At 55.4% G+C, this 24,569-nt stretch carries 13 protein-coding genes; 7 read left to right on the top strand and 6 right to left on the bottom strand.

The features are described 5' to 3' along the window. Positions 1-20: 20 nt before the first annotated feature. The 3 genes from ACR0NA_RS18160 to ACR0NA_RS18150 are packed head-to-tail and all read right to left on the bottom strand — an operon-like array spanning position 21 to position 2,133. A complete protein-coding gene (locus tag ACR0NA_RS18160) occupies positions 21-293 on the bottom strand; it encodes a DUF6525 family protein (RefSeq protein ID WP_480731353.1) in 273 nt (90 codons plus the stop codon). After that, positions 290-925 carry a DUF1826 domain-containing protein gene (locus tag ACR0NA_RS18155; RefSeq protein WP_480731351.1) on the bottom strand — a complete coding sequence of 212 codons (636 nt, stop codon included), beginning with the start codon at positions 923-925 and terminating at the stop codon, positions 290-292. Before ACR0NA_RS18155 ends, ACR0NA_RS18160 begins: the two co-directional genes overlap by 4 nt. Continuing rightward, complete coding sequence (locus ACR0NA_RS18150) at positions 922-2,133, bottom strand: GTP-binding protein (protein ID WP_480731349.1); 1,212 nt, start codon at positions 2,131-2,133, stop codon at positions 922-924. The genes ACR0NA_RS18155 and ACR0NA_RS18150 overlap by 4 nt, the downstream gene beginning before the upstream one ends. Positions 2,134-2,237: 104 nt before the next feature. Here ACR0NA_RS18150 and ACR0NA_RS18145 point away from each other — a divergent pair, with 104 nt between their 5' ends. Both ACR0NA_RS18145 and ACR0NA_RS18140 read left to right on the top strand, forming a co-directional pair. Next, positions 2,238-2,642: an RrF2 family transcriptional regulator gene (locus ACR0NA_RS18145; RefSeq protein ID WP_480731347.1), complete on the top strand. Its 405-nt coding sequence runs from the start codon at positions 2,238-2,240 to the stop codon at positions 2,640-2,642. Positions 2,643-3,042: 400 nt separating this feature from the next. Continuing rightward, complete coding sequence (locus ACR0NA_RS18140; protein ID WP_480731345.1) at positions 3,043-3,963, top strand: ABC transporter ATP-binding protein; 921 nt, start codon at positions 3,043-3,045, stop codon at positions 3,961-3,963. Positions 3,964-4,047: 84 nt separating this feature from the next. Here ACR0NA_RS18140 and ACR0NA_RS18135 read toward each other — a convergent pair whose 3' ends face one another. After that, on the bottom strand, positions 4,048-5,961 hold the full coding sequence (locus tag ACR0NA_RS18135; RefSeq protein WP_480731343.1) for a DUF3604 domain-containing protein: 1,914 nt from the start codon (positions 5,959-5,961) through the stop codon (positions 4,048-4,050). Positions 5,962-6,362: 401 nt separating this feature from the next. Here ACR0NA_RS18135 and ACR0NA_RS18130 point away from each other — a divergent pair, with 401 nt between their 5' ends. The 3 genes from ACR0NA_RS18130 to ACR0NA_RS18120 all read left to right on the top strand — a co-directional run bounded on the left by ACR0NA_RS18130 (position 6,363) and on the right by ACR0NA_RS18120 (position 16,211). Continuing rightward, the gene (locus ACR0NA_RS18130) at positions 6,363-8,450 is read left to right on the top strand and encodes a tetratricopeptide repeat-containing sulfotransferase family protein (RefSeq protein WP_480731341.1); all 2,088 of its coding nucleotides are present in this window, start codon (positions 6,363-6,365) and stop codon (positions 8,448-8,450) included. A 378-nt stretch (positions 8,451-8,828) separates the two neighbouring features. Next, positions 8,829-14,594, top strand: a complete 5,766-nt coding sequence (locus ACR0NA_RS18125; RefSeq protein WP_480731338.1) for a hypothetical protein — start codon at positions 8,829-8,831, stop codon at positions 14,592-14,594. A 441-nt stretch (positions 14,595-15,035) separates the two neighbouring features. Beyond that, complete coding sequence (locus tag ACR0NA_RS18120) at positions 15,036-16,211, top strand: glycosyltransferase family protein (RefSeq protein WP_480731336.1); 1,176 nt, start codon at positions 15,036-15,038, stop codon at positions 16,209-16,211. 208 nt (positions 16,212-16,419) lie between these two features. Here the strand turns inward: ACR0NA_RS18120 and ACR0NA_RS18115 are convergent, their stop codons facing one another. Both ACR0NA_RS18115 and ACR0NA_RS18110 read right to left on the bottom strand, forming a co-directional pair. Continuing rightward, a complete protein-coding gene (locus ACR0NA_RS18115) occupies positions 16,420-20,673 on the bottom strand; it encodes a beta strand repeat-containing protein (RefSeq protein ID WP_480731334.1) in 4,254 nt (1,417 codons plus the stop codon). Between the two features lie 416 nt (positions 20,674-21,089). Beyond that, positions 21,090-21,956, bottom strand: a complete 867-nt coding sequence (locus tag ACR0NA_RS18110; protein ID WP_480731330.1) for a LysR family transcriptional regulator — start codon at positions 21,954-21,956, stop codon at positions 21,090-21,092. Between the two features lie 110 nt (positions 21,957-22,066). On the opposite strand from ACR0NA_RS18110, the gene ACR0NA_RS18105 reads away from it, so the two are divergent. Both ACR0NA_RS18105 and leuB read left to right on the top strand, forming a co-directional pair. Further along, positions 22,067-23,260, top strand: a complete 1,194-nt coding sequence (locus ACR0NA_RS18105) for a TauD/TfdA family dioxygenase (RefSeq protein WP_480731328.1) — start codon at positions 22,067-22,069, stop codon at positions 23,258-23,260. Then, positions 23,257-24,369 (top strand): 3-isopropylmalate dehydrogenase, encoded by a 1,113-nt coding sequence (gene leuB / locus ACR0NA_RS18100; protein WP_480731325.1) that lies wholly within the window; start codon positions 23,257-23,259, stop codon positions 24,367-24,369. The genes ACR0NA_RS18105 and leuB overlap by 4 nt, the downstream gene beginning before the upstream one ends. Positions 24,370-24,569 lie beyond the last annotated feature (200 nt).

The raw sequence follows: 24,569 nt of genomic DNA, 5'->3' as shown, positions 1-24,569 counted from the left end.
GAATGAGACACGGACCTCATTCACGTTCGGGACATGAGTTTGAAAACAGTTGATTGCCGGTCACGGGCAAGCGTTCTGGCTTCGGCTTCGCTCAGGGACCGAAGTGTTTCCTCCGCCGTGAGACCTCGGGCCTGCGACTTTGACCAAATGCGTCGCGCGGATGTGGGGGACCATGGCAAGGCTGCTTCGGACAACCAACGCCTTAACGGCGCTGGCAAGCCGTCAAATGCAGCCATTGGATCATCGGAACGCCGCTTGCGTCGTAAACTGCATTGCCCGAGATTCCGACTCATGCTTCGTCTTCCGGGTCGAACACGGGGTCCAGCACCAGTACAAGCCGGGTCTGACCTGTACCCTCAATTGGCGGCGAGCGATGCAACAGCCCGAACGATGGCTGTTCGGGCCACAGCTTCCCCCGCAAGAGAATTGGAGCGCCGGTTTCAACGGTGAACACATGTGCTGGATCCGTTCCATCCTGCGAAATACCGTACTGTGTTCCGGTACCGCGATAAGTGCAAACCAACCGCGCGGTAATCGCATCAATATGAAATTTGCGACAGGCGTTGGTGGTCACAACATCCAACCGCAATCGCAGGTACCTTGCATTCAACAGGTCCGAGAACATGTCAGCCAGGGACACGATATCATCCTGTAACCACCCTCTTTCAGGAGTGTCAGGCAAACCAGACCAGTCGCAGAGGTTCGCCAGGGCATCCCTGACCGCGTTCGACGGCATAATGACCCGACCGCGAGGCAGAACCTCCGGGTCAAGCCCGTTCAGCCAGCTTTGGACGTCGGCAGGCGCATGCCGCCGCCAGATCGCAGCAGCGCATCCGGGTTGCAGAAACGTGGCGAATGACGATGGGTTTTCCGCGACCGCGACGCCAATGGCGGCGTCTTTTTCCAGCGTTTCGGCAAAGTTCATGCGGCATCCTCCATCCGCCGCCAGATTGGAAACGGGTCCGGATAGTCGGGCAATGTGTCGGGCCCCATGGCTGCAGCTGCAGGAACAAGACAGGCATCCAACCGCGCCTTCAAAGCCGGCCAGTCAATGCCCGCTCCGATGAAGACGATTTCCTGACGACGATCACCCCAGGGTTCTTGCCAGTGGGCCTGCATGTAGGCTTTCGCACTGTCATGTGTAGGGCGCCGCTCCTCCGGTACCGACGCCCACCAGGTGCCCAGCGGTTTTACACTGGACAGCGCCCCGGCCAGCGAAAATTCGGCTACCCAGTCGGGTCGTGTCGAGATCCAAAAGTGCCCTTTGGCCCGGATCACCCCCGGCAGATGGCCGTTGAGGACTTTCAAAATGCGCTCGGGAACAAACGGAAGCCGTGCCCGGTACACATATGAGGTGACGCCATATTCCTCGGTCTCTGGCACATGATCGGCAAATCCGTACAGCTCCTTGGCCCACATCGGATGCTCGTGAGCCTGCTCAAAATCAAAGAGGCCGGTGTCGAGAATTTTCTCGGCGGCGACTAAGGAGTGATTTGTCTCGATGATCTCGGCATCCGCATTCAGGCTTCGGATGATCTTGCGCGCTGCGTCAACCTTATCCGCCCCCGCATCGTTGGCTTTGTTCAAAACCACCACATCGGCAAATTCGATTTGATCCGTGAGCAGATGGACGAGTGCGCGTTCGTCTTCCTCGCCCATCGTTTCGCCTCGATCCCGCAGGAAATCATGAGAGGAATAGTCGTTAAGGAGATTTACCGCATCAACAACTGTCACCATCGTGTCCAGCCGTGCCACGTCAGACAAGCTGTTGCCGAATTCATCCCTGAAGTCGAACGTAGCTGCAACCGGCAATGGTTCGGAGATACCGGTGGATTCAATCAGCAAATAATCAAATCGGCCTTCTGCAGCCAGGCGGCGAACTTCGTCCAACAAATCATCACGAAGAGTGCAACAGATGCAGCCATTCGACATCTCAACCAGCGTTTCATCTGTTCGGCTAAGTTCGGTATCGGCCCGCACCAGATCAGCGTCGATGTTCACCTCGGACATGTCATTAACAATGACCGCGACCCGCCGCCCTTCGCGATTGTTCAGGACGCGGTTCAATAGCGTGGTCTTGCCCGCGCCCAGAAAGCCGGAAAGGACGGTGACAGGAAGACGAGTATCTGACATGGGTTGCTCCGAAAGGTGTCTCGAGAGTCATGTAACTCTCATAGTTACTAGACGAATGCAACAGCCATTGTTACGTGTGATGCCCGTTTGGAGAAGAAGCACAAATGAAGCGCAATAGTCGCCTGTCCCTCGCCCTGCACACGCTAAGCCACATGGCCGGAGATCCGGATCGTGTGAGAACCTCGGCAGACATCGCCGAGCATTCCGGGACGAACCCGGTGGTAGTACGCCGTGTCTTGGGACGTCTCCGCGACGCAGGCCTGTTGACCTCGGAAAAAGGCCACTCAGGTGGGTGGCGTCTGGCACGCGAACCGGACAGCATTACCCTTGCAGATGTGTATCTTGCGCTGGACGAAAGCCTGATCGCCTCCGGTAACGAAGATCACGCTCCGGAATGTTCAGTGGAACATGCCTTGCACCGCCGCGTTTCGAGTATCATGACGGAAATCGAGCAAAGCCTGATCAGCCGTCTCAGTGAGACCACGATCGCCGAAGTCAGGGGCAGATAGCCCCCGATCAACTTTCGCAGCAAGCTGCCATTGCAACTAGAAAGCGTGGTCAGCAAGGGTGCCTGCACCTTCAAAACCGCCTCGGCCCGCAAGGCAAATCAAATAGCCAGAACACCAGCGATGATGCGGAGGTCAACAGCAGCAGCACCCCCGGCAAAGGTGCCAGAAATGGCAACCTAGCGCGCTCGTATTGGTCGAAGAATATCTTTCAGACACACATCTCGCTCACTCTAGAGCACTGCCGAACGGTTCAGCAGTAGTACGGGGCGGTTAAGATAATTGGCCTGCCATAGATTTAAACAACCCATTCGAATATATTGGTTCAAGTTACTCAAAGCGCACAAAAAATAGCACTCGTCTTTAATAATCAGAGCGCTTGTTGGGGGGAAGGACGGCTCGAATGATCCAGTTTTACAAATCTATTTGGTTAGCAACTGGTCGTAAGCAAACAATCAACATTCTGCTTTCCCTCGCCATTGCAGGGCTTGCCGCGCTACCTTTGAATTATCAAAAGGAGATAGTGAACGGCCTGACCTACGGTTGGATAACGAAGTCCCACCTGGTGACACTTGGATTGGCAATGGGAGCGGTTATTCTCTTGAGCCTCGCTCTCAAGTGGGTGCTTGGTTACCTTTCCAGCCGTTTAGGCGAGGATATGATCCGCAGCCTGAGAAACTCCATCTGTCATCCAGCAGACGACAATATCGAAAAAGCACCGCCGCTCTCACAGGGAGAGATGGCAACGATGATTTCCGCCGAAGCAGAACAGGTTGGAAAATTCTCGGGCAGCGCCCTGTCCGAGCCTTTGTTGCAGGCTGGTACACTTGTTGTCATTGTCGGGTACATCGCAACGAATGACCCCGCGTTGGGACTCATCGCATTGTTCATGATACTGCCCCAAGTTGTGATCGTCCTGACCGTGCAAAGCCGTGTTAATGCGCTTGTCGCTGATCGGGTTCATATGCTCAGAGGTGCCGCCAAACAACTGACATCCGGTGACCGCCCAACCGCAAGTATTTCTGCGCGGTTCGATGATATCTACGAGACCCGTTCGCAGATCTTCGTTTGGAAACTTTCGTCCAAATTTGTCCTGAGTGCCATCAACGGCGCCGGAACAGTAGCTGTCCTGATTGTTGGTGGCTTACATGTTCTGGACGGCAGTACCGACGTAGGGACTGTGGTCGCCGCAACGGTCGGCCTTGCCCGCCTGCAAGGGCCAACCAAACAGTTGATCGCGTTCTATCGTCAAGTCAGTGCCACTGCAGTGAAGTTCGAGCTCTTAAGGGATGCAGGTGTAAACATGAACGCTCGCCTCACGTAGCGGCGCATTAAACCGACAGTGTAATTCGTGCTGCCGGTTCAGGCCCGAGTTGAGAATTGAAGACACAGCCGAGGCTGTGAATAACTACTCGGGGCTGTACCAGATTGGCGACGTGTAGGCGCGGTCCTGAACTTCTGCCGGAACGTTTTCAGGCAATGGGATATCGTAAAACGCAGCATCGATGGTCGTCCAACGCGGTTTCGGAATTTCGATCACCCTGACGTAGTAGAATGCATTGTGAGCGGGGTCGAAATCCGGATCCTGCCAGTAGGTGTCAAGTGCCGCGGCGCCGATTGAGTTACTGTAAGTCGCATTCTCGATATTGACGGTTGACCCAACCGGTTCCCGTGCGCGTCCGTCCTCGCCGATAACCCGGTCACCGGAGACGGCGATGTCGTAGACGCGCTCGTGGGTCTCGCCATTCTCATCAATCCAACCTTTGATGATTTGGACACGATCGAGATTTGCACCGTCCGGATCGCGTAGGGCACGGATCAGAAAGCCCGGGGAAACTCCGTCGGGCGCCTTTGCAAGATCACCCCCCATAGGCACACCGTTCCGATACCCATTGGAAACAAAATCCGAAGCGCCAAGATCTTCAGCGTCAAAGTCCCAGCCGCCAAAAACCCGTACCCGCATTCTTGGTCCGGTTGTGGCATAGGCCTCCTTGCGCTTTATGGCCCCGTGGACTTCCTCTCGGGTATTTTCGCGCGCCCACACAGCGGTGAGGCCCGCGGCTGATTCCTGAGCCGTGATAATCCGCAGCGCCGGGTCTTCCGCAGGAATTACATCAAAGTTATGGCGGTTCGCTGAAGGTTCGGTGTGCTGGTACTTGCCAAAGTAATTGTCTTCCCGGGTGGTCGGAAGGGCGGTATGCGTGTCCGTCGTACCGTAGAAGCCGAATTTGTAGGGATTGACGCCAACCTGCTGCTGGATTTCCAATCCGACTTTCAAAGCTGAACGGCCGTATTCATAGCGCAGCATCTCAGGCGTTTTGGCGACGGTACCTGAAATATTTGCAACATCCCAGGTTTCAAAATCTGCAAACTCATCGTCGGGTGAAAGAAGCGGATGTGTTTCTTCATCACCCTTGATCTGGGTCACTTCGTGCATTGGTTCCCAACGAATACGTTTGGCGGCGTACTCGGCGTCCATGGGCGATCCGTCGAATTTGGTGGGCGCAAACATAATCCCGTTTGATATGTTTCCATTGTGAGGCACAGAAATTGCGCTGCCGCCCGTTGCCTCTTCGTAGGCCGCCAGATAATCCCAAAGCGGCTCGGGATCTTCGCTTTCAAAATAAGTGAAAGGTCGGGTCCGGCTCGTTTTCTCTGCCCCGTCGCCAAACAGAACGACGCGATGAAGGTTGTTACCCAACGGCGTCGAGGTCCATTCATATCCCGCAAGAGATGTGAACACACCGGGTTCGTAGTACTGATCGACTGTTTCGACAATCTGCTGCCAAAGATCGCCGTCCAGATCGAGTCCAGCCGTCGGGTCGCGGCCCTGAACCGCCGCAATTTCGATGATGTCAGCAAAAGCGGCCATGCGACCCTCTTGCCCGGAGTTGAACCGTTCATAAGTCAGGCGGCCCCACTCATCTGCCAAAAGACGGGGGTCAGCTGCACGAACAGCCGTCGCAAGTCCCAACATTTCCGCGTGTTCGGTGATAGCAAGGAAGTCGAGAGGCCTGATCAACTGCACTGGCTGGCCGGTATTCGAGGTTATTCTTCCCCCGCGCGCCACTCGAAAGGCGTCATGAATGTTCAGGGATGTTCCGACAAGCCCGGCATCAAATGAGATTTCAGTGTGAAAATGAAGATCGCCAAAGAGAACCTGATCCGGATAGGAGCGATCGACGAACGGCGAATAGTTCTGTGATGGCACAGCGTCGTTAGGTGGTATTTCGCCCTCAAAGGCGGCTGCGCCATTGGACATAATCACGACTGAAAAGATCGAAGCGCCCGTCAGGTTCATTAAAGCAATCATTCTATCCATTATGACCCCCATGCTGATTTGCAATTGAGACAGAAAATCTTGGAAGAAACGCTGGATAAGATCATGCATCAACTTCCGCTAAAAATCAAAAAACTGAATACGTGCCAAAGCATATGCTTCCAATTTTTCGGGGTTGATGGCCGATGCGCTATCTAATTTGGAATCAGGTGCCGCCTCTAAGCTCTTGAGTCTTTGACTTTCTAACGCCCGGTGCATCAACAGTGGCGATGCGCATCCTTCAGACCTTGATCCAGACATTGCAACGCACAACCAACTCATCGGCGGATCAATCGAGGCGGGCCGCCAAATGCTCAGATCACAATCTTGACCAGACAAATTTGCAGTTGTAGATGGCCTAACGAGGCGTCCCGCCTGTCTTCTCTGGCTAAAAAGGAATGCCGATGACCGGCCAGCAACAGATTTCGGTGCAGGATGCGTTTGATCAGGCAATGACGCATTATCAAGGCGGACAACTGCAACACGCCGCTTCACTGTTGTCGCGTATTGTGCAGGCCGTACCGGAACATGCTGCAGCCCATCAGATGGTCGGTCTTATCGCCTTCCAAGCCGGTCAGTTCGAACCAGCAATACGCGCCATGAACGAGGCAGTCAGATTGCAGCCGGATAACGCGAATTTCTTGACCAATTTCACCGAAATTCTTCGTAGCGCCGGCAATCTGGAACAGGCTGTTGATATCGGTCATCGGGCCGTTCGTCTTGCACCCGGCAGCGCAGCTGCGCACTCCAATCTGGGTCTGGTCTGTTATGACCTGGGAAACCTCGCTGACGCAGAAGCGTCGCAGGAAAGAGCACTGGCGCTTGATCCCGAGTTCGACCGGGCGATCAACAACCTTGGAAGTATCGCACGCGATAACGATGATCGCGAAAAGGCGGTGATGCTTTATCGAAAGGCGCTCCGAATTAATCCGCGCTCCAACGAAACAGCCAACAACCTTGTTTCCGTTCTGATCGAGGCCGAAAAAATCGCCGAGGCCCGCGCCGTGGCGGAAAAGCATCTGGAACGTGCCCCGCAGGATGCCGAGTTGCATCGGAATCTGGGCCGCATCTTCCTACTCGTGCCGGATTTGGACAAAGCCGAGAAGTCTTTTCGAAATGCGATCGCATTGAACGGGCAGAATGCAGAAAGCTATGTGGGATTGTCACAGGTTCTTTATGAAAAGAACCACCCCGGCCTTGCCCTGGTCGAGGCCAAGCAAGCGCTGCGTCTTGATGCGGAAAGCGCCACGGCCTTTCATCAGATGGCGATGGCACAGGCTCAACTCGGTGACATTGAATCCGCGATAACCTGCTATCTGAAAGCCTTGGATTTGAAACCTGACATGACAGCCAGCAGGTTGGCATTGGGTCATCTGGAAATGGAACAGGGCGACTTTGAAAAGGCCCGGCAACATTTTGAAGCGGCTTCCGACGCGGCCGATGACAAACTGGGCGCATTGCTTTCGCTGGCCAGACTGGAAGAAATGACCGCTGACAGCCCCGTGTTTCAAGCGATGGAAGCAGCGATGCCGCAAGCGGCAGAGATGCTGCCACACAAGGCCACCGCCTATCACTACGCGATGGGTGAGAGCTATGAAAAGCTGGGACGATTTGACGAGGCGTTCGAGCAATTTTCCTTGGGCGCCCGGGTAAAACGCTCTTTGATTGAGTACGATCGCGCCGAAAATGATCAACTGACGGACGCGTTGATAGAATGTTTCGATCAGAACATGATCGATCGTCTACGCGGCTGCGCGGTTCAAAGCGACAGGCCGATTTTTGTCGTTGGGATGCCACGATCGGGGACCACGTTGACCGAATCCATCCTGAATTCGCATCCGGAAGTTTTTGGAGCCGGAGAGCTGAACGATCTGCAGAACCTGTTTGGCAGAATGGGCGACGGCCTTACGAATGCACCTCTGGCCCTTCGATCGCTGTCGGACGACAAGCTCAGGCAACGCGCAGAAGACTATGTCGAGGTGTTGACGCAATTCGCCCCGGACATCCCGCATGTCGTCGATAAAATGCCTGCCAACTTTCAACTCGTCGGGCTGATTCATGCGATCATGCCAAACGCAAAGATCATCCACATCTCCCGCGACCCGCTGGATACATGCCTGTCATGTTACACACGTCTGTTTGAACGCAGTCAGTTACATAGCTACGATCAGGTTGAACTGGGCCGCTTTTACAACAACTACGTCCGGCTCATGAGGCACTGGCGCACGCTGCTGCCAGAAGGTTCATTCCACAGCATTCAGTATGAGGCGCTGATCGACGATTTCGAGGTCGTCGCGCGGGGTTTGATCGATTTCTGCGGATTGCACTGGGACAATGCTTGTCTGGAATTCCACAAGAGCAAACGCCGGGTTCGCACCGCCAGCGTTCAGCAGGTTCGCCGACCGCTCTATTCCTCTTCGAAGGCAAAGTGGAGGAAATACGAGCGTCACCTAGGCCCGCTGATCGAAACAATCACGGACGCCCGTATTTAGCTCTGACCCTGATTTTGACGTGGCAGACGGCTTGGCATCTGCCCTAAACGTAACCACCGAAAATCTCGAATCTACCTGCATTTCCCTCAATATATCAAATTGATACACGATCGGATGCATTGCCGGCGATCCATTGTGAATATCTGGTGAAGACTCTTGATGTTCGCCACAATTCCGCCGGGATTTATTTTTAGGCCAATTATAGAAAAATCAAAAAAGACCTTTTGGGGGACTTCGGTGAATACAGGTGGATTGCGGCGGTCCGTGCAGACGCACGTGGCCAAGGGTGGACGAGTTGTTAAATGGAAAGGTCAGATTGCAAGTATAGCGCCTTCGGTATTCCTTGCCTCAGCCGTGATCTCAACAGCGCCAGCTGGCGTGGCACAAGCAGAGGTCATAGACACGCTGCGAACCACGCCTCAAAACTTTACAAATGACGAAGACATCAGCATCACGCCAACAGGCGCGGTAAACGTTTCCTCGACCACGGCAACCGCTGTCACATTGGACACGACTTATTCCAGCGCACTGACCAACGACGGCACTGTCTCTGCAACGGGCAGTTCGCAGGCAGTCGGATTGCAGCTGAATGATCAGTTGCTGCCCACTGGTCAAATCGCCAACAACGGCGCAATCAGCGCCTCCATTACCGGCGGTACGGGCAATATCACTGCCCGAGGTATCCTGATTGATGCTGATGCTAACGGGGCGTTTTCGAATACAGGGACCGTGTCGGCCAGCGCATCAGCAATTGCTGACAATGCAGTCGCAACTGGCGCCCGTTTTGAGAATGGCGTTGAGTCCACCGGATCCGTGTTGAATGCCGGGACAGTATCGGCTGTGGCAGCAGCGGGGTCTTCAAATGCTTCCGCGACGGCGCTGCTGTTTGGAGATGACGTAGACACCACTCTCCGGAACACCGGAACCCTCAGCGCCACCACCACGGGTGGGGCTGCTGTTTCGGTTGTCGGTGTCAATGTCGATGGGACACTGAACGGCAACTTAGTCAATTCTGATGCGATCACCGCACGGACCAGTTCCGGGGCTGACACAGCACAGGCCGTTGGTGTCAAGGTCACCGATGGCGTGGCGGGCAATGTCACGAACGCAGGTAACATCACTGTAGAGGCACTTAACAGCCGGACCAACTCGGACGCCGAGGGTGTTCGCGTTGACAATGGCTTGCAAGGGATTGTGGCTAATACAGGGTCAATGACTGTCGTGGCCTCAGGCTCTTCGGCCGTGGATGCCGACGGTTACTACGTCAGTAGCGGCCTGACCGGGAACTTTCAGAATTCCGGCAGCATTTCAATCAATGCGCAGGGCGGCAGCGATGACGTTCGTGCCGACGCCTTCTATGTCAGCGGCGGAATGACGGGTGACATTTCCAATACCAGCACGGTCACGGTCAATGCTTTGGGGGCTTCGTCGGTCAATGCGGACGCGTTTTATGTCAGCAGCGGCCTGACCGGCAGCTTCGTCAATTCCGGCAGCATCACCGTAAAGGCCGAAAGTGGTTTCAGCGAAGCGGATGCGGACGCGTTTTACATCAGCAGTGGCATGACCGGTGACATTACAAACAACGGAACTGTCACGGTCGAGGCTTTCAGCACGTCAAGAGCGAGTGCAGATGCGTTCAGTGTCTCAAGCGGGCTCGATGGCAACTACTCGAACACCGGTACGGTGTCGGTTGATGCAAGCGGGTTGAGCCAAGCCTCTGCTTCGGCGCTGCACGTGGCTGGTGGCATGGATGGAAACATCTCGAACTCAGGCACTGTCATCGTGTCCGCTTCGGGGATTACGACTGCTAACGCGGATGGCTTCGATGTAAGCGGCGGTCTGACGGGGAATGTCAGGAACACCGGTACAATTTCCGTCAACGCGACGGGCTCGAACGAAGTTCGGGTCAACGGGATCGACATTGCAGGAGGTTTGACAGGCCACGTCTTCAACAGCGGCACCATTATGGCCGAAGCCAATGCCAGTGGTTCCAGCGGGCGCGCAAACGGCGTCGATATCACAAGCGGCATGACCGGCAACATCACCAATTCAGGCAGTATCGTCGCCAACGCGCGTGCAGGATCAGATACGGCAAACGCCGCAGGTGTACGTGTCGGAGGCGGTCTGACCGGGAATTTCCTGAACTCTGGCAGCATCTCGCTCGATGTGCAGGGCGGCATCGACTACACGGATGCAAAGGCTTTCTATGTCAGCGGTGGAATGACGGGTGACATTACCAATACCAGCACGGTCGCGGTCAATGCCTTGGGGTCTACAACGGTCGATGCAGACGCGTTTTATGTCAGCAGTGGTCTGACAGGCAGCTTCGTGAATTCCGGCACCGTTACAGTAAAAGCCGAAAGTGATTTCAGCGAAGCAGATGCTGATGCCTTTTATGTCAGCAGCGGCATGACTGGTGACATTACCAACAACGGAACATTCACCGTCGAAGCTGTCAGTACGGTGCGGGCAGAAGCCGATGCTTTTGACGTTTCCAGCGGGCTTGACGGGAACTTTATGAATTCCGGAACAGTTTCGGTTACCGCGCACGGTGGGTCCACCCGCGCCTCAGCGTCTGCATTGCACGTCGCCGGTGGCATGGACGGAAATCTGACGAATTCTGGTACGGTCACGGTGTCGGCAAAAGGGTCCACGTCAGTTCGCGCGGATGGATTTGATGTCAGCAGCGGTCTGACGGGGACTGTTACGAACAGCGGTTCGATTGTCGCCAACGCAACGGGTTCTGACGAAGTTACGGTCAATGGAGTCGACATTGCGGGTGGTCTGACCGGACATCTCAATAATCTCGGTGCCATTACAGTCAAAGCTGATGCCAGCGGCTCCAGCGCGCGCGCCAGCGGTGTGGACATTACCAGTGGCGTAACGGGTAATATCCGCAATTCAGGCAGTGTCACGGCCGTTGCGCATGCAGGATCGGAATCGGCAGACGCCGCCGGATTGCGTATCGGCGGGGGCCTTGACGGAAATATCACCAACACAGGCATCATCCGTGCCGAATCCGTCGTGTCATCGTCGGACGCTTTCGCCTTTGGTCTGGTGTCTTACGGTGACATCACCGGGAACATTACAAACGGCGGCACGGTTTCTGTGTCAGCCAAAGGTGCGGATACTGCAACGGCTGCGGGTTTTCGCGTCAACGGTAACCTGACGGGCATATTTTCCAACTCCGGCAACATATCTGTTGCGGCCACAGCATCGGACACAAACCACGAAGACGTCATGGTGATGGGTCTGGATGTCACGGGCCATGTGCAGGGCGGGTTCAGCAATGCCGGTACCCTGTCGGTGAAGGCCACAGCCGAGAACAAGCAAGCCTATGCCTATGGTCTGTACGCCCAAGACGGCGTGACGGGCGATGTGCAGAACAGCGGCCTGATCCGCAGCGAGGTTGACAGTGCCACCTCGGCCGACGTCTACGGCATCCGGATTGACAATGGGTTGGACGGCGCGTTTTCAAACACCGGCACAATCCAGATTGTCGGACATACTGACGAGGATGATCTGGATGCCTATGGCGTCTACATTCGTGACGGCGTCAGTCAGGACGTCAGCAACAGCGGCCTCATCACGTTGCAGGCAACCGCCGGAGAATCCGCCGAGGCGATCGGGCTGAGGCTGTCCGGTGAGGTTGATGCAAACGTCAATAACTCCGGCACGATTGCGATCGTGACTCAAAGCGAAGACGAAGATGCGCTTGGCTATGGTATTTCCGTCGTTTCGGGTCTGGAGGGGAACATCGTCAATTCGGGCGCAATCTCGGTTCAGGGTATTGGCGCGACCGAAGCCACCGTGGCCGGTGTCTACGTCAACCGGGAATGGACCGGAGCGCTGAACAATTCCGGTACTATTCAAGCAGTGGCGGATGCAGGCGAAAAGCAAGCCGTGGCCTATGGCCTTCTGACCAGAAATGGCCAGGTTGTCGCCGATATCGACAATTCTGGGTCCTTATACGTTCTGGCCAATTCTGACGATGAATTCGCCAACGCCTATGGGGTTTACTTCGAGAACGGACAAGCCAACAGCAGCGTAAGCAATGCCGGTTCGATAATGGTTAATGCCAAGGCGGACCATGAGGCGATAGCGGCAGCGATTTACGCAGACAACGGGTTGACCGGTGACTTCCTGAACCAGGGTACGATTTCCGTTGGGGCCAATTCAGCGGACAATTTTGCCGAGGCCTATGGCCTGTTTGTCGGCGCCGATGGCAGTGACGGCGATTTCAACGGCGATATCGTTAATGCAGGCTCTGTTTCGGTGTCAGCTGCGGCCCGTGAGGAAGCCGAAGCAACTGCGTTCAATATCGATGAGCGGCACGATGGCAGCTTCTCGAATTCAGGTAGGGTGACTGCGCAGGCCACATCACAGGAAACCGAAGCCGAAGCCTTTGGGCTTTATGCCGGAAACGGGGTCAGCGGCGATATCGACAATAGCGGTACGATCTCGGTTCAGGCCGAAGGTCACAGTGCCTATGTGGGTGGCGTCTATATCCGAAACGGCCTTGATGGTGGGTTGAACAACTCGGGCACGATCTCCGCGCAAGCCGTCTCGCAGACCGAGGATTCCAGGGCGCGTGGTATTTACGTGCGCGGCGGGACCATCGGCACCGTTCAGAACAAAGGCGGGATCACAGCCATTGCCCAAGGGGCCGAAAGCGCGCGGGCTCAGGCCGTTCTGCTGTACGATACGATGTCCGGTAATGTGATCAACTCGGGGACTGTGATGGCGGATGCCACACTGATCAACGCAACAGACAATGCCAACGGCACGGCCGCAGGGTTCTATATCGAGGATATGCAGGGCAATTTTGCCAACAGCGGCGTAATACGGGCAACCGCTGCAGGTGGAGACATGGTCAACGCCTATGGTCTGTATTTCGAGAACTTCGACGGAGAAATCACGGCGGTTGGTGATATCTCTGCAGCTTCCGAGTCTGGCGATGCCTATGCGATCTATCTGGGAACCGGCACCGGGACCTTGAATGTGAATACCACAGACAAGGTCGGTGGTCTGATCCGCGTTCAGGATCACAACGTCAATCTGGACGCTGTTGGCGGCAGCACGGTGTTGCGGTTCGAAGATGCCGCTGCGGGTTCGGGAGTGTTCACCACAACGGTATCGGATGGGCGGTCCGGCTGGTTCGTGCAGGACGAAGGCGGTGCCGCCCCGATCTATGCCAGTGTTGATTCCGCTGAACTTCTGAACTCAGCCGATGTGACGGCGTTTTATGGCAGCGTGATCAATGGATCTACGAGCGTGCTGAGCTACGGCGGGCAGGCTCAGGTCACGCGAAATGCCACTACCGGGCGCGTCTCGGGCGTCAGCTTCGGCCCCTTCCGTCCGTATGTGACTGTCGATGCCGCAGCCCGCCAGTTCGAGAACGTGCCCGGAGTCGACACTGACGTCACGGTGTTTGACGGCAGCGTGGGTGTGTCCGGACAGCTGGACAATGGTCTGGCACTGGCGCTGGGGTTGGGTGTTTTCCGCTCGAACGGGGATACCGACACCACCGATTTCGACACGGATGGTGTGTATCTGGATGCCTCGGTCGGTCGTCAGTTCGGATCGTTCACGGTCGAGGCCGGACTTGGCTATGGCTGGTTGTCGACCGAGCGGTCGCGCGAAATCACCGGCAGTACTGATGCTAACGCCGACTACAACAGCAACCTTTTAACGGCTTATCTGGGGGTCGAACGATCTTTTGATACCAGCGACGCGTTTGGGCTGCTGGGCTTTGGCGAGGTGCGTTATACCCGTCAGGACGATGATGATTATACCGAAACCGGCTCGTCCGCTAATGCAACGGTTCAGGATAGCACGACCGAAGTCATCGAAGCCCGGCTGGGTGTCGAGGCTGATTGGTCGCTAAGTAGTGGTGGTGTCCTGCTGGGTCAGTTGTCGGGTGTCCTCCGGCGCAGTCTGGGCGACACCGATGCATCCGTGACGGTGTTTTCAACAACGCAGAACCTTTCGTTCCCGACCACGGATTTCACCGGCGCCAGTGTACTGGTCGGGTATGAGTACGAGTTCGTTCCCAACATGTTGTTCGAAGTCAATGCTGAACAGGAATTCGGCAGCGACGCACAAGGGCCATATTTTCAGGCCGGCCTGAGGTGGACGTTCTGACCAGAATGGAACAACAGCAAACCGGTTGTTCCTGAAAGTCAGACGTTCATTTTAGCAATAGTGCCATCCCGAGGTGGGATTGTGTCGGTATACCGAAAGCCGGGATGGCTCCGGTTGCCGACTCCCCTCCTCTGGGATCGCCAAACAGGCAGAACAGGCATAGGCGTTTTCCGGCCTACCAAACTACAGAGAGACATCTCCGTTACTTGAATTTTCAAATCTGGCGCTGACTGGATAAACTGCGAATATCAACAAGTGTTTTTCCGACTGTCACGCGCCTTATTTAAAGTTAAGAACTTTGGCAAAGTCAATCTGGCTACAAAACCAGAAGCAAAATTCAACTGTCGTCACTCGGAAATCAAGCTAGTAATCTCGCCGCTACGAATCGTAGATTCAAGAATTCCATCTGGTAAATCCAGGCCATAGAATAAGGCAAAATCGTTGAAAACAATCTACATTGTAACCCCTGTGTTTAACGGTGTTGAGTTAATCGACCGCTGCATCATGCACGTAGTGATGCAGTCCGGGCCTTTCCGCATTCGGTACCACGTTCAGGATGGTGGATCGACCGATGGCACAATCCAAAAATTGGAAGCGTGGAAACAAAGACTCGCTACAAATTCAATTCCGATTTTCTGTGAAGCGATAGACTTCTCATTTACGTCCGAGCCGGATGGATCAATGTACGAGGCAGTGACCAAGGGGTTCGAACACCTGTCAGAAGCGCCAGACGACGCCTTTTTGACGTGGATTAACTTTGATGACTTGTTGCTGCCCGGCGCATGCGCACTGGCATCGTCATTGGATCAAGAGCTCAGCTCCAGTGAAGTTTCCTGGTTCACAGGAATACACAATCACACGGATGAAGCGGGCCGCCCAACTAGATTTTCCGCCCCTCCTCTTCCGCAAGACCTAATTGCATGCGGAGCTGCGGACACGATGTTGATGACAACAATTCAGCAAGAGGGAACATTCTTTCGCAAATGGCTTTGGGATGCGGTCGATAAGAATGAAGCTTTTTCCGGTTTGAAGCTTGCGGGCGACTGGAACCTGTGGCGTTTGATGGCGCAACATGCACCCCTTCACCAACTGCTAGGAATTATGACCGGGCGCTATTCAAAGCGGGAAGGACAACTTTCGAACAACCTTGAGGCCTATCTTTCCGAGGTTGATAAGATCAGTTCTAAAGCAGATCGAATTTCCGGTTTCGAATCCCGCTTGAAACTCGGAAACATCTCTACGCCCAGCATCTGGCTGGACCGGCAAGCAAACAAGTTCAAATTGGTAAAACGCGCCATTTCCCAAGCTGACCTCTTGTCGGTTGCTGTCAAACAAGTTCCCGAGTTGGAGAACTGTCTTGAGCAGGATCGAGTTTCACAGGACAAAACGCAGAAATCTTCGGAAGGGACTGGATCGGATAAATCGCCTGAGCAAATTAAGGATGCGTTGAGGCGGTTACAGCAATTCGAACTATTCAGCCCAAACAGGATACGAAAGTTGGCAGCTGGCGCTCCTCCGGACGAGTTGGATTGGCGGAAATCATTTCTTAAGGCACCCCACAAAATATCCAAATGGAGTGCCATCCGCAGGGCACAAAAACGATTGCGGCAGACCTGAACTGAACTTGTTTGTTGTCAGTGAAATGTACCGAGCGCTGCGATTTTAAACGCCACGGCCTTTGGCTTTCGGATACTTGCCAAGATCGCAGGGCACATATGTCCGGCGCGGCGCTAGCTATGGCCGTTCTATATCCGCACAATACCGCGAACTAATTGGCAATGCTGTCCGCTGCGCCGCTTGGAAATGCGGCGCAGCGATACTTAGTTTAGAAAGACCAGTTCAAACCAGCGCGCAGGTAGGGTCCTTGAGCGTCGTCTCCGATTTCCTGCTCGGCGGTGGCTTCGAACCGCATGCCCTGCAGAAGGTCTTTTTCATACCCCAACACAACGCTCGCGCCGGTAAAGTCCGTGGACGCGAATGTCAGCGTTTCCGTTGACGAAAACAGGCTGACCGCGGTGCTGTTGTCACCCAGCCCCCTGCGCAGGACGCCACTCAACTGGCCCGAGATGATACCTCCGCGACCCAGATCTTTGTAGAATTCAGCCCCGAGCCGAGCTTCGATCACTTCAGTTGTGGTCGAACCTACAGTCGCATTCGTGGCGGAACCGGTTTCTGTATATTCGTCGTCCTTCTGGCGTGTGTACCGAACTTCGCCAAGACCCAGCAGCCCGAAGTTGTCGCTGACATCAAATTCCCGTTCGACACCGATGTGAGCGGTCAACAACTTACTGTCATAGTCGGCATTTGCGTCTGCGCTGCCTATGATCTGACGCGACCGATCCGTTGATAACCATCCGTAGCCCAATCCGGCCTCAAGCGTATAGGCCCCAATTTGACGTCCGATCGCGGTGTCCAGATAGAAACCTGTGGTGTCAAAATCCGTGGTGTTAGTCTCGCCATCGGCAGAGAAAACACCCAAGCCGAAAGCAAGTGACAGACCATTGTCCAGTTGACCGGACAGCCCTGCACTGCCGTTGAACAGAGAGATGTCAGTTTCATTGCCCGGTACGTTTTCAAACTCACGATATTGGGCGTCGATCATCGCGTAAGGCCGGAACCCGCCGAATATGGCATTCTCCTCCCGGAACGAGAAACCGCGCGAGACCTGCGGCAGCTGGTCGTATCTCAAGGCTTGATCAGCGCTGCCCACAACATCTCCAAGAAACGCGGTGACATCGCCGGAAATTCCGAGATCACCGCCATCCACGGTCGCGTAGACAGGTGCCGATCCGCCCTCATCCTGAACAAACCAGGCTGATCTGCCGTCAGAAACCCGTGTCGTGAAAACGCCTGTGCCCGGCGCTGCATCTTCAAAGTAGAAGACGTTGCTGCCACCCTGCGCATCGAGGTTTACGTTATGGTCCTGAACCCGGATCAGACCAGTCACCCGATCCATTGTGTCCACGTTCAGAGTGCCTGAGCCCGTGCCAAGGAAGATTGCATAGGCCTTGCCGCCGTCGGATGTAGCCGAGATCCGTTCGACATTTGAAATAACGCCGTCAAAGTTCTCGAAATACAGCCCGTAAGCCGTGGCAGATGCACCGCCAGTTGCCGTTGCAGTGATGGTGCCCGTGTTCGAAAACGTGCCCTGCATGTCCTCGACCCAGACACCTGCCGCGAGGGCTTCGGCGTCACTGGTGCCATTCACGATATTCGCACTCGCATTGATCGTACCAGTGTTCACAACAGACGCGCTTACGTTGTCGTACAGCAGTATGCCTTGCGCCCTCATATCTTCGGCCCCACGGGCCAGAACTGAAATACTACCGCTATTTGTGACATTCCCGGCGGCATCTCCGCGAACGTAGATACCGCGTGCGGTAGCATCGTCTTTCTGGGAAATACTCACAGTGTCGATTACGCCTGAATTGGTCAGGTTTCCTTCAAAACCGTGGCGAACATAGAGGCCGCTGGCATAGGCCGAACCGGTGTCTCCTTCTGCGCGAACCGTGATGCTGCCGCTGTTGGTGAAGTCTCCTTTCACTGAGGCATCCGGATCACTGGAATCTTCGTTACGCACAAAGAACCCGAATGCCGCGGCTTCGTCACTTGTGCTCGTACTTGTCACATCTATCGTGCCAGAGTTGGCCAAGTTCCCAACAATGCCATCGAGCACCTCGAAACCTGCAGCAAAGGCACTTTCACCACCTGTTGCAGCGGCAGTGATCGACCCACTGTTGGAAACATTCCCTTCCATCCTGTCTCCGACAGTCAGGCCGGACGCATATGCGTCTTCGGTGATAGAACTCGCAGCCGCGTTGATCGAACCAGAGTTCTGAAAATTCCCTTCGAAATCGTCAACAATGCTGAGTCCCGCAGCGGAGGCGCCAGAATTACCCCTCGCGTTAACAGCGATGGTCCCGCTATTGGTGGCGTCGCCGTGCAGATCATTTACTATAAACAGGCCAAAAGCTTCGGCGCTGCCGCTGTCAGAACCGGTGTTTACCGTCAACGCGCCAGAGTTGGTAAAGTTCCCAACCAGGTCTTCGCGCAGGAAGATACCCGATGCACTTGCATCATTGACATTCTGCGCACTAACAGAAATTGAGCCCGCGTTTACAATATTGCCGGTTGCGACTTCTTCAAAATAAGCACCCACAACGTCCGGAGTGGCGGCAAACGGCGGGCTTGGGGGACGCGGTGGGCGCGGTCCTGTTGCCTGCGTGGTTACCGAGTTCACCGAAATCGTACCGGTATTGGTAAAGTTACCGGCAAATTCATCATCTACGTGGTAGCCACGCGCATCTGCAGTGAACACCCCGGTTGAACTTACAGAAACTGTACCGGTGTTGCTGATGTCACCGGTTACGTCACCATCAATGTAGAAGGCGATAGCCTCAGCTTCATAGCTGGTGGACGAAGCCTGCACTGAGACTGTGCCACTGTTCGTTATGTTGCCATCAAGATCCGAGTCCACGTTAAGGCCATAAGCCTCAGCCGAATCCGATCCGGCCTGCGCCATCACGGTTATCGCACCGCTATTGTTGAAGTCTCCGGTAAGGTCGCTGTCAATATAGAAGCCATATGCGCTTGCTTCGCTTCCAGAGACACCAGATACAGAAATGACACCGCTGTTTGTTACGTTGCCATTAAGATCAGAGTCCACATAAAGACCATAAGCTTCCGCCGAATCCGATCCGGCCTCAGCCACAGCCGTCAACGTACCACTGTTGTTGAAGTTGCCAGAAAGGTCGCTGTCAACGTAGATGCCAAAGGCGCTGGCTTCGCTTGCAGCAACACCAGACACCGACAAAACCCCGCTGTTGGTTATGTTGCCCGTTATGCCATCATCAACATAAAGGCCGAATGCCTCGACACTTTGCGATCCGGTACTGTTTCCACGAATGTTGATTGTGCCAGTGTTCGTGAAGTTTCCGTTGAGTTCACCGGACAGGTAGAAACCCGAGGCGCTGACCTGGGTCGACGCTTGCCCCTTTATGCGGATGGTCCCGCTGTTCGAAATGTTCCCGTTAGTGTCACCCTGGATAAATACAGCAGCCGAATCCACGCTACCGGAAGAGGAGGAAGCGTCGGTGGTGATTGTTCCCGAGTTGTCAAAATTCCCGTTCAGATCGTTTCGCAAATGAAAGGCCCAGGCCGTCGCTGACGAGACGGCCGAGGCACTGGCGGATACTGTCCCGCTGTTGTTGACGTTTCCGGTCATGTCGCCGACAACGCGGACTCCGATGGCATCGGCAAAGCTGCCGTTATCAGTCGCGGTTGCCGAAATGGTACCCGAGTTGTTCAGATTGGCGTTCAGATTGGCGTCCACCAAGATGCCGATTGCATCAAGGGTAGAAGCATTTGATGCCGTCGCCGAGATTGTTCCGCTGTTTTCTATTGCCGTCTCGACGTCATTCACAAACTCAAAGCCGACCGCCAATGCAGAGCTTAGTCCTGCCGCGCTTGCGGTGGCCGTGATTGTGCCGGAATTTGAAATGGTTGCGGTTGCCTCAGCACCCCCAACAAAAACCGCGCCCAACGCGCTCGCTTGGTTACTTGATGTAGAATTCGCATTTACAGAGACAGTCCCCGTATTCAAAAACGAGCCGCCGTAGTCGCCCAGAAAAAGAAAACCAAGGGCGTCTGCCCCGGTGCTGCCGTTCGCCGCGACGTTGATGTCTCCGTTGTTTATGATTGCCCCGGATGCTTCGAGGTTCCCGTTCAAAACGACGCCAATCCCGAATGGAAGGCCGGGCGTTGGGGCCGAAATAGTGCCATTGTTGGTGGCAGTGCTCGAGTAATTTGTGATGATCTCGACCGCTACGGGGCTGCCGGTGGTCAGGTTGATTGCTCCGGTTGCCGTAATCGTTGTGTCGACATCAACTGGGACGATGGCCTGATTACCCTGCGGGCTGTTAATCACCTGAGCCTGGGCAGCACCAGCTGTCAAGGCGATAACCGAGGCTGAGGCAAGGAAAAGCGATGGGGCGACACTCGCCACGCGACCCTTCCATTTCACCAAACGACCCCCTCGCGCCACACGTTCATGGGCGCGCTCTGCTACGCAGTTCTTCATTCTCCGAAAACCCCCTCGGAAATTTTGTTTTGTTAACTTTTGTTGTACTGGCTGGCTAAAATCAAAGCTGGGCACAAATGTGACAATTTTAGTTATCATGGGAAGATTTTCGTGTATTGCACAGACAACACACAACATGTCGATGTGATACTTCGTTTTCAGTGATCTCATATGATGGACGTATCGAAGGAATGATCTAACACCTGATGATTGATGCGCCCCACCTTTGGTATTTTTCCCGTCAGAACTTTCCGGAAAGCTTGGGCGGCCTGCCTACCTCACACATGCGGCGGACGATAGGATTGACGGGCCAATCTGCTGTATCCCAGCAGCGTGGTGGACAGCAGCTTTGGGCCGTTCGCCAGAAGATTGCAAATCAGCTTTCCAGATGATCCAGATTGTAATTCCGCTGCCGTTTAACTCACATCCTCTTTCGCCCGGTGCTTAACCCAATCGGCGAACAGGTTGGCCATTGGGCGGCTGTCTGAGTTTACCTTCATCTGGTATCCCCGGTTGGAGCGGACAGAATGCGTTCCCACGTGAACAAGCCGCCCTTGTTCAAAGAATTTACCAATGAAGGGTAAAAAGCCGATCGCAATCCCCCTCCCAAAAGCAGCAGCTTCCAGAACGATATGTGGTTCTTCCAGAACTTCCCCGCGTTCTGCGTAGTCCGCCGGAGCGCCCGTAGCAGAAAGCCAGTGACGCCAGGTGGTGCGATCTCGGTAATGAATTGGCGGTAATTTGCCTTCCCAAAAATTGGGATCAATTTTTAGTCCCGGAGCGGCAACAGGGACAGCCTTGGTATCGAAAAGCAGAGCTGCTTCGTTTGCAGGACCATCCAGTTCTGCCCAAATGATCGAAACATCTGCCAAGCGTGCATCCGGTCGTCCGATCACATGGATCAGGTCCACTCTCAATCCGGGATGCTGGGCCTCGAACGCACCTATCCGCGGCAGCAGCCATTGCGATGACAGATAGGGTCCGACTGAAACTCGCAGCACTTCCTGCGTGGTCAGCTGTTCGGTGATCCCATTGAGTTCATTCCAGATCACCGCAGTAGCCCGCGCCAGTTCAGCGCCGTCCTGCGTGAGGCGGACCTCCCGCACACGCCGTTCGAACAGCCGCTTGCCCAGAGCGTTTTCCAAAGCCGTTATGCGGTGGCTGACGGCCGAAGGAGTCACGTTCAGGACCTGGGCTGCGCGGGAAAAACTCAGGCCTTCCGCGGCATGATGAAAATAGACCAGTGCGCCAAGATAGGAAGGGTCTTTGGGGTCGGGCAGCATGTGGGTTCCATAAGTGAGCTGAGCTCAACTTTCCTGTGTTGAATTTGAATTTGTCAAACAAAATCGAAGGAGACCTTACTGCGGACAGGAAACCCACAGGGAACAGACCAATGCCAACTGCCCGCCACCGCATTCGCTCTACTGCCGCTGAAAACGACCACTTGATCGTAAACTGGGAAGACGGCCACGAAAGCCGGTTTCACCCCATATGGCTGCGGCATCAATGCTGGTGCCCTGAATGCGGCACCCCAGAGACCGGTGTTCGCGGAATTCGCCTGCATAACATCGACGAAGGCATCTCGATCCAGAGTGTCGGGGTGGAGGGCAGTATCGTTCACGTGATCTGGCCGGACGGACACCGATCCGAATATGGCGCGCGGTGGCTGCGCAACCACTGCTACTCTGACGCCGAGCGTGCCCGCAGGCGGGTGCACCCAACCCTGTGGGACAGAACTCTTGGCGACAATCTTCCGGTCGGATCGCTGACCGAGGCTGAGGCTGATCCTGCCGCCCGTTTGAAAATCCTTGAAACTGTTCGGGACTACGGGTTTTGCAAGATCGTGGACGCGCCCACCGATCAGGCCGAAAGCCAGCGGATGATCCGACTGGTCGGGGCGCAGCGGCAAACACATTACGGCACCTATACGCTGAAAAAGAAGAAAACCGTGACCAATGTGGGCGACACCACAGGCCCGTTGGATCCGCATGTGGATGAACCCTATCGCTATGCTGCGATCGGGATCACCGTATTTCAGGTGCTGCGGCCCAGTTCGAACGGTGGGGCCTCGACACTGGTGGACGGGTTCGAAGCCGTCCGGCGCCTGAAAGAACAATGGCCAGAGGAGTTCGAACTGCTCTGCAACATGCATGTGACCTGCCAGCGTTTCGACCCCGGAGACAACAGCCATGGCAACATGCGTTGGTACAAATCCCGTCTGCCGATCATTCAGCGGGATGATCAGGGTCAGGTTTGCGGTGTGAGGATGAACGAGCGGCAAATCTCTCCGCTGGATGTACCCGCAGATCAGGTTGTGCCAGCCTATCGCGCCCTGAAGAGGCTCTTTGATCTGCTGTATTGCGATGATCTGCGCCTGACTTTGGATCTGAAGGCGGGCGAAGGGCTGCTGTTTGACAATCAGCGACTGCTGCACGGGCGAACCGGGTTCACGCCCGAAACGCCCCCGCGCGCAGTCCTGACGTCTTCGGTTGATCTGGACGACTTTCATTCCAGCCTGCGTCTGCTTCAGCGGGATCTGGACCCTGACGCTATGCATATGGTGCTACAACAGGGGATGGCGGGATGAACGAACCTTTCAAAGTGCTTGCTCTTGGCGGTGACCACATTGGCCCCGAGGTCGTGGCCAGCGGTCTGGAAGTATTGCGTCAGGTAGCCATTCAGTTTGGCGTGTCGGTCGAGATCGAGGAAGACCTTCTTGGCGGTGCGTCGTGGGACGTGCATGGCACGTTCTGCACGGATGCGGTCGTTGACAAGGCGCGGGCCGCAGATGCCATTCTGGTCGGCGCAGTGGGCGGGCCGGAATGGGACGGCATCAGGATCGACGGACCCATTACCGAAACCGATGGCCTGACTCGCCTGCGGATCGAACTAGACGTGTATAACGCTCTGCGCCCGGCACGGGCGTGGACAGCCCTCCTGCCGCAGACCCCCTACCGGCCAGAAGTTGTGGACGGCGCCGACCTGCTGGTCGTGCGGGAAAACTCGGGCGGCATCTACTATGGCGAACCCCGCGGGCGCGAGGTGCTGAGTGACGGCCAAATCCGAGCCTTTGAGATCAGCGAATACCGCACGGCAGAAATAGAACGCATCGCCCGCTGCGCCTTCGAGGCCGCACGTGGACGGCGGGGGCATGTGACCTCTCTGGACAAGTCCAACGTAATGGAGAGTGGCAAGCTTTGGCGTGAAACGGTGGATCGGATCGGGCGGGATGAGTATCCCAATGTTGAACTGCGGCATTTGCTGATGGATTATGCGCTTTTTGCCGTTGCCCGCGCCCCGCGGGAGTTTGACGTGCTGTTGGCGGACAACCTGTTCGGCGATCTGATCTCGGATCTGATTGCGGTGGTCTCCGGGTCGCTGGGCATGCTGCCTTCGGCAACCCTGCCCGCCGCTGCGAGGGCCGGCCACCCGGTGAAAGGTGGTCTCTATGAGCCGACCCACGGCAGCGCGCCGGATATCTCTGGAAAAGGGATCGCCAATCCGATTGGCGCGATCCTGTCAGTGGCGATGATGTTCGAACATAGCTTTGGCCAACTCCAAGCAGCGCACGCCATTGAACGGGCTGTGGATGACGTTTTAAAGGCGGGATTGCTGCCGCCGGATCTGGGTGGGGTGTCTGATACGGCTACCATCACGCAATCGGTTCTGAGTAGTTTGAAGTCGAACGCCTTATGATTGGAACGGCACACCTACTCCTTTGAACTGAGAGCAAAAAACCCGGATTACCGGTTGCCAGAGGTTTTCTGATTTCACGCAACCTTGCTGTTCATTTGAAACAGATCGGCGATCCTGTAACCCTCCCGGACTCGGAATTCGGGGTTTACATGTACGACCCAGCACAGGATCGAGGAGAGCGTTCCCGATCACGGTATTCT

Source organism: Ruegeria sp. C11, assembly GCF_056537725.1.
The sequence above is the reverse complement of the archived record's forward strand: the minus strand, read 5'-3'. Positions and strand labels throughout refer to the sequence as shown.